At 64.3% G+C, this 9,356-nt stretch carries 7 protein-coding genes; 5 read left to right on the forward strand and 2 right to left on the reverse strand.

What is annotated here, in order from left to right; translation table 11 throughout:
* Nucleotides 1-413: 413 nt before the first annotated feature.
* The 4 genes from B0684_RS10845 (at nucleotide 414) to B0684_RS10860 (ending at nucleotide 6,614) form a co-directional block, all read left to right on the forward strand.
* Nucleotides 414-1,331, forward strand: a complete 918-nt coding sequence (locus B0684_RS10845) for an MBL fold metallo-hydrolase (RefSeq protein WP_018144104.1) — start codon at nucleotides 414-416, stop codon at nucleotides 1,329-1,331.
* Between the two features lie 88 nt (nucleotides 1,332-1,419).
* Nucleotides 1,420-1,569 (forward strand): DUF3096 domain-containing protein, encoded by a 150-nt coding sequence (locus B0684_RS10850; protein ID WP_018144103.1) that lies wholly within the window; start codon nucleotides 1,420-1,422, stop codon nucleotides 1,567-1,569.
* Between the two features lie 181 nt (nucleotides 1,570-1,750).
* On the forward strand, nucleotides 1,751-5,593 hold the full coding sequence (locus B0684_RS10855) for a DUF3683 domain-containing protein (RefSeq protein WP_018649718.1): 3,843 nt from the start codon (nucleotides 1,751-1,753) through the stop codon (nucleotides 5,591-5,593).
* Between the two features lie 187 nt (nucleotides 5,594-5,780).
* Nucleotides 5,781-6,614 carry a rhodanese-like domain-containing protein gene (locus B0684_RS10860; RefSeq protein ID WP_018168111.1) on the forward strand — a complete coding sequence of 278 codons (834 nt, stop codon included), beginning with the start codon at nucleotides 5,781-5,783 and terminating at the stop codon, nucleotides 6,612-6,614.
* 73 nt (nucleotides 6,615-6,687) lie between these two features.
* On the opposite strand, the gene B0684_RS10865 is transcribed toward B0684_RS10860, so the two are convergent.
* Nucleotides 6,688-6,897, reverse strand: coding sequence for a DUF2905 domain-containing protein (locus B0684_RS10865; RefSeq protein ID WP_018168112.1), 210 nt, complete (start codon nucleotides 6,895-6,897; stop codon nucleotides 6,688-6,690).
* A gap of 19 nt (nucleotides 6,898-6,916) precedes the next feature.
* Nucleotides 6,917-7,579 carry a ribose-5-phosphate isomerase RpiA gene (gene rpiA, locus B0684_RS10870; protein WP_026313012.1) on the reverse strand — a complete coding sequence of 221 codons (663 nt, stop codon included), beginning with the start codon at nucleotides 7,577-7,579 and terminating at the stop codon, nucleotides 6,917-6,919.
* A 103-nt stretch (nucleotides 7,580-7,682) separates the two neighbouring features.
* On the opposite strand from rpiA, the gene ilvA reads away from it, so the two are divergent.
* Nucleotides 7,683-9,197 carry a threonine ammonia-lyase, biosynthetic gene (gene ilvA, locus B0684_RS10875; protein WP_018649719.1) on the forward strand — a complete coding sequence of 505 codons (1,515 nt, stop codon included), beginning with the start codon at nucleotides 7,683-7,685 and terminating at the stop codon, nucleotides 9,195-9,197.
* The last annotated feature ends 159 nt before the right edge of the window (nucleotides 9,198-9,356 follow it).

Below are 9,356 nucleotides of genomic sequence, written 5' to 3' on the forward strand. Positions count from 1 at the left end.
AACCTGGAAGGTTCGGCGAAGCGCGGCGAAGCACTGCACGCGCTTGCGCGTGCAGCCCCGAAGGGGTGAGGCGGCGCAGCCGCCGAATCATCCTGGTCCCCCATCCCCGGCGCCATGGCCGCGATTCGGGCCAGAACGTTTCGGCACCGCCCCGCTGATTTGTGGACGCCGACCCTGCTTCCGGTCTCCCTGCCTTTAAATGGCCAGCCACCGCTGACCTTGGCGACCGGTCCCCGGTAGCCACAAACGCCCGGACCCCGGCATCCCGTCAACCCCGCCCCCGACTCCGCTACAATCCCTCGACAGTGATCGGGAAATGCAGGGAATTCTCCCGCCCTTTTTCCGTCCAATTCCGCAGAACCCGGCCGCACTGGGTCGGATCGATCAAAATGCCAGAGAAGAGAGGATTGACCATGTCGGTACCCGAGAATCCCTACGAGCCGGTCAGCGTGGATGTGACAGCCCACGAGGTCGAAGGGCTGGACACTTGGTACATGATCGGGATCTCCGGTATTCCGGATCCCGACAACGAGGGGCATACCTCGAATGCGGGGTTCGTCGTGACCGACGAGGGCGTGGTGGTATATGACGCCCTGGGGACGCCGCCACTTGGTTTCGAGATGATTCGCCGGATCCGCGAGGTGACCGACCAGCCGATCAAGTACGTGATCGCAGGTCATTATCACGCGGATCACATCTATGGCCTGCAGGCGTTCGCGGACCACACCGATGCCAAGATCATCGGGCAGGCGCGCGCGCGGGACTATCTGGGAGGCGCCGGTGCGGTGGCGCGGCTCGAGCAACGCCGGGGCGTGCTGGCCCCATGGGTGGACGAGGACACCCAGATCATCCCGCCGGATGAATTCTTCGAGGACGAGTACACCATCCGTCTCGGCGGGAAGACCTTCCGGTGCGTGCACGCGGGGCCCGCACACTCGCCGGACGACATCATCATGGTGGTGGAGGAGACCGGCGTGGTGTTCGCCGGCGACATCGTGTTCGATGGCCGGATCCCGTTTCTGGGCGACGATGCGCTGGATTCGGAGAACTGGGTCAAGCGCCTGGAAGAGTTGATGGAGATGGACCTGAAGTTCCTGATTCCGGGGCATGGCGAGGCGACCGATCAGGCGGCCCGGGCGGTCAGGTTCACCCGCGACTACCTGGTGAAGCTGCGCGAGCACATGGCCGTGGCGGTCGAGAACATGGATTCCTTCGACGAGGCCTACTCCGCGATGGACTGGAGTGACTACGAAGACCTGCCGGCCTTCGAACAGACCAACCGCAGCAACGCCAACGCGGTCTATCTGGAGATGGAAGAGAAGCTCTTCTGAGATCGGCCCCAGGGGAAGCCCGGTCGGTGCGTCCGTTGCGGGTCCTTGATGTATCCCTGAATCCCACAAGCGAAAGGAATGATCGCCAATGACGCTGAATATTGAACCGGGCCTGCTCATGGCCATCCTGTCCCTGGTGGCGGGCATCCTGATCCTGATCCGGCCCCGCCTGCTGAACTACATCGTCGCGATCTATCTGATTGTTATCGGGGTGCTGGGTCTGCTGGCGTATTTTTAGGGAGATGCTCATGGGGCGCCAGCGCGGATGCGTGAATCGATCAGCGCCGCCCTGGCGACGTAAAGGTCCCCGTCACCGATAGTTTGGTGCCCAAAAGCATGGACCAACAGTGCGACTTCGTGCGCAGGGCGTGCGGACCCGTTACTCTTTGGCCACATTCTGATCGGGGGGCTACGCCTCAATGACCGCCGAACGCGTCCGAGAAATACCCTATAACTACACCTCATTCTCCGACCGCGAAATCGTTATCCGTTTCCTGGGTTCCGATACCTGGGACCTCCTCAACGAGTTGCGTGGGGAGCGTCGGACGGGTGTGTCTGCGCGCATGCTGTTCGAGGTTCTGGGCGACATGTGGGTGGTCACCCGAAACCCGTACATCCAGGATGATCTGCTGGAGGACAAGAAGCGCCGCAAGGCGCTGATTGATGCCATGCAGCATCGCCTGGGCCAGATCACGGCCCGGGCCGACGGCAACGAGAAGGCGCTCAAGCTGGGCCAGCGCGCGCAGGCGGCAGTGTCCGCCTTTGCGCAGGAGTTCGCCGATACCGCCGCGCTGCGCGATCAGGTGCGCAAGCGCATGAAGTCCCTGACGCACAAGGACAACATCCAGTTCGGCGGCCTGGCGCGGGTATCCCACGTGACGGATGCGACCGACTGGCGTGTGGAACTCCCGTTCGTGGTGCTCACCCCGGATTCCGAGGAGGAGATGGGCCCGCTGGTTGCGGCCTGCATCGACCTCGGTCTGACTGTGATCCCGCGTGGCGGTGGCACCGGCTACACCGGCAGTGCCGTCCCGCTGTCCAAGCGCTCGGCGGTCATCAACACCGAGAAGCTGGAAGGTCTGGGCGAGGTCGAGCGCCGGCCCCTGCCGGGCGTGGAGCGTGATGTCCCGGTGGTGCGCGTGGAGGCCGGTGTGGTCACCAAGCGCGTCTCCGAGCTGGCCGATCGCAACGGTCTGGTGTTCGCGGTGGATCCGACCTCGCAGGACGCCTCCACCATCGGCGGCAACGTCGCGATGAACGCCGGCGGCAAGAAGGCCGTGCTGTGGGGTACCGCGCTGGACAATCTGGCCGCCTGGACCATGGTGACCCCCGAGGCGGAGTGGATGTATGTCGAGCGCCTCGACCACAACCTCGGCAAGATCCACGACGCCGAGATCGTGCGCTTCCGTGTGAGCCGCTATCAGCCGGACGGCAAGACCCCGAAGGGCGAGCCCGAGATCCTGGAGATGCCGGGACAGAGCTTCCGCAAGCTGGGGTTGGGCAAGGACGTGACCGACAAGACCCTGATGGGCGTTCCGGGCATCCAGAAGGAAGGCTGTGACGGTCTGATTACTTCGGCCGAGTTCATCCTGCACCGGATGCCGGAGAACATCCGCACCGTGTGTCTGGAGTTCTACGGGACCGATCTGCACCAGGCCGTGCCGGCGATCGTCGAGATCAAGGATGCGGTGGACGCCGAGGACGAAGTCCTGCTGGCGGGCCTGGAGCACCTCGACGAGCGCTACGTGCGGGCGGTGAAGTACACCCCGAAGGGCGCCCGTGGTGACCTGCCGAAGATGGTCCTGGTCGCCGACATTGTGTCCGACAACGAGGATGCCCTGGGCAAGCTGGCGGCCAGGATGGTGCGTGCGGCGAACGCCCGCAATGGCGAGGGTTTCGTTGCGGTCAGTCCCGAGGCGCGCAAGCGCTTCTGGGCGGATCGCGCCCGCACCGCGGCGATTGCTCACCACACCAACGCGTTCAAGATCAACGAGGACGTGGTGATCCCGCTGGAGCGCCTGGCGGAGTACACCGAGGGGATCGAGACCCTGAACGTGCGCGAGTCGCTGAACAACAAGCTCCGGATGGTCGACGAGATGCAGGAGTGCATGCGCGGTGACCATCCGGAGCTGCGCGAGTTGCTGGACGACACCGGTGGCGAGGGCCAGCAGTGGTTCGAGGCCAAGCGCGAGCGTGCGGTGGAGGTCCTGGAGACGGTGAAGAAGCGCTGGGAGGCAATCTCGGACAACTTCTTCACCCAGGCCTCGGAATGTGACGAGCTGCTGGACGAGCCCGCTCGTGCGGATCGGCGCGACCATGACAAGCTCATCAATGTGCTGCTGCGGCGCAGCCTGCGCATCTCCTACCGCGCCGAGGTCGAGCGCCCGCTGTTCGAGATCTTTGGCGGGCACCAGCTGGAGCCGGTGCGCAAGCGGCTGACCGCGATCCACGACCGGGTACTGACCAGCCGCCTGTTTATCGCCCTGCACATGCACGCGGGCGATGGCAACGTGCACACCAACATCCCGGTCAATTCCAATGACTACCAGATGATGCACCAGGCCGAGCGCCTGGTGGATGAAGTGATGCGCCTGGCACGCGAGCTCAATGGGGTGATCTCCGGCGAGCACGGGATCGGGCTGACCAAGATGCAGTATCTGGAGCCCGAACGCATCGAGTCGTTCGCGAAGTACAAGAAGGACGTCGACCCGAATGGCGTGTTCAACGCCGGCAAGCTGCTGGTGGGCTCCGGGTTGTCCAATGCCTATACGCCGTCGCTGCGCCTGGTCAAGCAGGAGGCGTTGATCCTTGAACAAAGCGAGCTGGGCGATCTCAACGACGAGATCAAGGACTGCCTGCGTTGCGGCAAGTGCAAGCCGGTGTGCAACACGCACGTCCCGCGCGCCAATCTGCTGTACTCGCCGCGCAACAAGATCCTGGCGACCGGGTTGATCGTCGAGGCGTTCCTCTACGAGGAGCAGACCCGGCGCGGGCTGTCGCTGAATCACTTCGAGGAGATGAACGACGTCGCGGATCACTGCACGATCTGCCACAAGTGCCTGAATCCGTGTCCGGTCGACATCGACTTCGGCGACGTGACCATGCACATGCGTTCGATCCTGAACAAGAAGGGCAAGCGCAAGGCGACGCCGGCGACGATGATGTCCATGGCCTTCCTCAACGCCAAGGACCCGGCCACCATCAAGGGCATCCGCAAGGGTGCGATCCAGATGGGCTATGCCGCCCAGCGCCTGGGGCATTTCGCATTCAAGAAGCTGAACCTGACCGGGGAGGGCAAGACCCCGCGCTCGACCACCGGCAAGGCACCGATGCACGAGCAGGTCGTGCACTTCGTGAAAAAGCCGATGCCCGCCGGGTTGCCGAGCCAGACCACCCGCCAGATGCTGGGGCTGGAGGATTCGCGCTACGTGCCGATCCTGCGCGACCCGGTGAAGACCGATCTGGATTCGGATGCGGTGTTCTACTTTCCCGGTTGCGGTTCCGAGCGCCTGTTCAGTCAGGTGGGCCTTGCCACCCTGGCCATGCTCTACGACGTCGGCGCGCAGACCGTGCTACCGCCGGGCTACCTGTGCTGCGGGTATCCGCAGAATGCCGGTGGCGATTTCGAGAAGGGCCAGCAAATCAGTACCGAGAACCGGGTACTGTTCCATCGCCTCGCGACCACGCTCAACTACCTCGACATCAAGACCGTGGTGGTGTCCTGCGGCACCTGCATGGATCAGCTCCTGAAATACGAGTTCGAGCGGATCTTCCCGGGTTGCCGGTTGCTGGACATCCACGAGTACCTGATGGAGAAGGGCGTCCATCTCGAGGGGCTCGAGGGCGTGCAGTACATGTACCACGATCCCTGCCATTCGCCGATGAAGTCGCACAAGCCGACCGACGTCGCGGCCAAGCTGCTGGGTCAGGAGGTCCTGCAGTCCGACCGTTGCTGTGGCGAGGCCGGGACCTTTGCGATCAGCCGTCCGGATATCGCCACCCAGGTGCGCTTCCGCAAGCAGGAAGAGCTGCACAAGGGCATCAAGGAGCTGACCGGAGAGGAGAAGGCGAAGGACGGCAACGTGAAGATGCTGACCTCCTGCCCGGCTTGCCAGCAGGGCCTGGAGCGCTATCGCGAGGATACCGGGATGGATACCGACTACATCGTGGTGGAGATGGCTAACCGTCTGATGGGCGATGGCTGGCAGAAGGCCTTCATCGAACGGGCGCGCGAGGGCGGGATCGAGAAGGTCCTGCTGTAGGGCTGGCGAGCCGGCACAAGCGGGTGCTGCACATGGCCCGCCCGGGTTGGCTACAATCGGGGGCACCGGGCGGTCGCGACGGAATAAAGGATCGTCACGTCGCGTCGCCCCATCGGGCGTATGCAATGCCCGTCCAGGCCGCGGCAGTGTATGCGGCATGTCCACCCGTCCATGCAAGGGAGTTCGCATGACCTTTCGCTCTTTGAGTCCCCGTCTCGCCGTGATGGCCCTTTGTTTCGGGCTGGCGGCGGCCCCCGTCGTGGCCAGTGCCCAGGCCTTTGTCGAATTTCCCGGCCGCAGTCTTTACGAGCGATTCGGCGTGGATGCCGTGGACCTGTTCGATCTGCGGGGCCAGTTGTCGCGTTCCACGGTGATCGATGTCCGCCCGCGGCTGGAATACGACATCCTGCACATCGAGGGGGCCCATCATGTACCGCTGGGCGCCCCGGATTTCGAGGATCAGGTACGGGCCCTGGAAGACCAGCATGGCGGGCCCCTGGTGTTCTACTGCAACGGGCGCGAGAGCTACATGTCCTATCGCGCTGCCGCGCGGGCCAACGCGGCCGGGCTCGGTCCGACCCAGGCCTATGACGCCGGCGTCGCGGACTGGGCAGACCGCTACCCGGGGCTGGCCATGCTCCGCGGCGAGCCGATCGAGGACCCCGAGACCCAGCTCATCACGGACGAGGCCTTCGAGGCGCGGTTGCTGGATGCCGACACCTTCGCCCGTCGTGTTCGCAACGACGACAATGCGGTGGTGCTGGACGTGCGCGGCAACGAGGAGCGTGACGAGATCTCGCTGTTTGCCGGGCGCGAGATGTCGGCCCCGTTGGAGAACATCGATACGCTTAACCGCATCCTCGGCCAGGCCAACCGGGATGGTGATGCGCTGTTGATCTTTGACCAGGACGGTCAGCAGGTGCGCTGGTTGCAGTATCACCTGGAGGAACGCGGCATCGAGAACTACCACTTCCTGGAAGGCGGCCTGCAGCATTTCTACGACGAGGTGATGACGCGCTGATTGTCCGTCTCACCGCTTGCCTGCGTTAAAAAGGGCCGGGATCGTATGATCCCGGCCTTTTTTTGGAGCGGTATCAGCGACGAAACAGCGCCAGGAGGATCGTGATCCCCACGCTGACGATGATCATCGTGGTGAGTGGGAAGTAGAAGCGGGCGTTCTCGCGTTCGATCACGATGTCACCCGGGAGCCGGCCCCAGGGGATTTTTCCGAGCCACGGCCACAGCAGACCGATCAGGACGATCAGCCCGCCGATGATGATCAGCCATTTGCCCGTCGCGTTCACCGTGGCGGACTCGACCTGCTTAACCGGCGGTCATCTCCTCGACGCCCGAGGCGGAGCCCACCAGCATGACATCCGCCGAACGGCGGGCGAACAGTCCGTTGGTCACGACGCCGGCGATATGGTCCAGCTCGGATTCGAGCTCCACCGGGTTCATGATGCGCAGGTTGTGCACGTCGAGGATCACGTTGCCGTTGTCGGTCTTGAAGCCCTCGCGCAGTTCCGGGTTGCCGCCCAGCTTCGACAGGGCGCGGGCCACGTGGCTGCGCGCCATCGGGATGACCTCGATCGGTAGCGGGAAGGCGCCGAGATAGTCGACGACCTTGGTCTCGTCGACCACGCAGACGAAGGTCTTCGACGCCGCCGCGACGATCTTTTCGCGGGTCAGCGCGCCGCCGCCGCCCTTGGTCAGGTGCAGATGCCGGGTCGCCTCGTCGGCCCCGTCGACGTAGATCGGCAGCGGACCGGCGGAGTTCAGGTCCAGTACCTCGATACCGTGGCCGCGCAGGCGCTCGGCGCTGGCCTCGCTGGAGGCCACGGCGCCATCGATCTTGCCCTTGATGCCGGCCAGGGCGTCAATAAAGTAGTTCGCGGTGGAACCGGTGCCCACACCCACGATCCAGCCGCTCTCGATCCGTTCCAGCGCCGCCTCGGCGACCGCCTTTTTCATTTCGTCCTGATTCATCACCGTCTCCCGAATATTCTGTCCGTAACCCATTGAGGATACCGACTGCTCCGTCCCCGGGACAAGCGGAAGCGTTAAGGCCTCGCATGCTATCGTTTGGGCCATGAAATTCCCCTATCTCGAGAAGATCCTGACGGCGCGCGTCTACGATGTCGCGCGTGAGACGCCACTGGACCCGATGCCGAATCTGTCGGAGCGCCTTGGCTCCACGTTGTGGCTCAAGCGCGAAGATCTGCAGCCGGTGTTCTCGTTCAAGCTGCGCGGCGCCTACAACAAGATCGCCCAGCTGACCCCGGAACAGCGCGCAAAGGGCGTGGTCGCCGCCTCCGCCGGCAACCATGCGCAGGGGGTTGCGCTGGGGGCCAGTCACCTCGGCATCAAGGCCGTGATCGTGATGCCAGTGACCACGCCGTCGATCAAGATCGACGCGGTGCGCCGGTTCGGTGGCAAGGCTGTGCTGCACGGCGACTCCTTCGACGAGGCGGCCGCCCACGCCCGCGAACTGGAACAGAAACACGGCTACACCTTCATCCATCCGTTCGACGATCCCGACGTGATCGCCGGGCAGGGCACGGTGGCGATGGAGCTATTGCGCCAGCACCCGGGTCATCTGGACGCGGTGTTCGTGTGCATCGGGGGGGGCGGACTGGCGGCCGGCATGGCCGCCTACATCAAGCGCCTGCGTCCGGAGATCAAGGTCATCGGCGTGGAGCCGGACGATGCGCCCTCGATGTACAAGGCGCTGCAACAGAACCGCCGGGTCACCCTCAAGCAGGTCGGGATCTTTGCCGACGGTGCGGCTGTGCGTCAGGTCGGCAAGGAGACCTTCCGTCTGTGCCGCGACCTGATTGACGAGGTCCTCCTCGTGGACACCGACTCCATTTGCGCGGCCATCAAGGACATCTTCGATGACACCCGCGTGGTGGCCGAGCCGGCCGGGGCCCTCGCGGTGGCCGGGATGAAGCAGTACATCCAGCGCGAGGGCCTGCAGGGCGCGAACCTGGCGGCGGTACTCAGCGGGGCCAATATCAACTTCGATCGCTTGCGCCACGTGGCCGAGCGCGCCGAGATCGGCGAGCATCGCGAGGCCCTGTTTGCGGTCACCATCCCCGAGCGTCCGGGTAGCTTTCGTCAGTTCTGTCAGGCCATCGGCAAGCGCGGGGTCACCGAATTCAACTACCGCTACGCAGATGACGAGCAAGCCCAGGTCTTTGCTGGGATCAAGCTGGAAGGGGGCGATGCCGAGCGCCAGGAAATCCTGGCGGCCCTGGAGGAGGCAGGTTACGACGTTCTGGACATGACCGAGAACGAGGTGGCCAAGCTCCATCTGCGGCACATGGTCGGCGGCCACGGTGGCGAGGTCCGCAACGAACGGATCTACCGCTTCGAGTTTCCGGAGCGACCCGGCGCGCTGCTGAATTTCCTGACGCACATGGGCCAGACCTGGAACATCAGCCTGTTCCACTATCGCAACCATGGCGCCGCCTATGGCCGCGTGCTGGTCGGCATGCAGATCCCCGCCGAGGATCGGGCGCGTTTTCGTGCTTTCCTGAAGGAGGTCGGGTATCCATGGCACGAGGAGACCGGGAATCCGGCCTACTCCCTCTTCCTGCGCTGACCGCGTCTCGCCCGCCTCCCGGGAGCGGCTGGCCCCGGTTCGTCATCTGCTGTTTACGGTGGCTTCGTCCGGCGGCGCTGCCGAGCGCTCTCTCGCGAGCGCACCGCGAGGTACTTCTTTGCTCGTGCAAAGAAGTAACCAAGAAACACGCCCGACTGC

Origin of the sequence: Thioalkalivibrio versutus (genome assembly GCF_001999325.1) — a bacterium.
In the GTDB taxonomy this organism is placed as follows: Bacteria; Pseudomonadota; Gammaproteobacteria; order Ectothiorhodospirales; family Ectothiorhodospiraceae; genus Thioalkalivibrio; species Thioalkalivibrio versutus.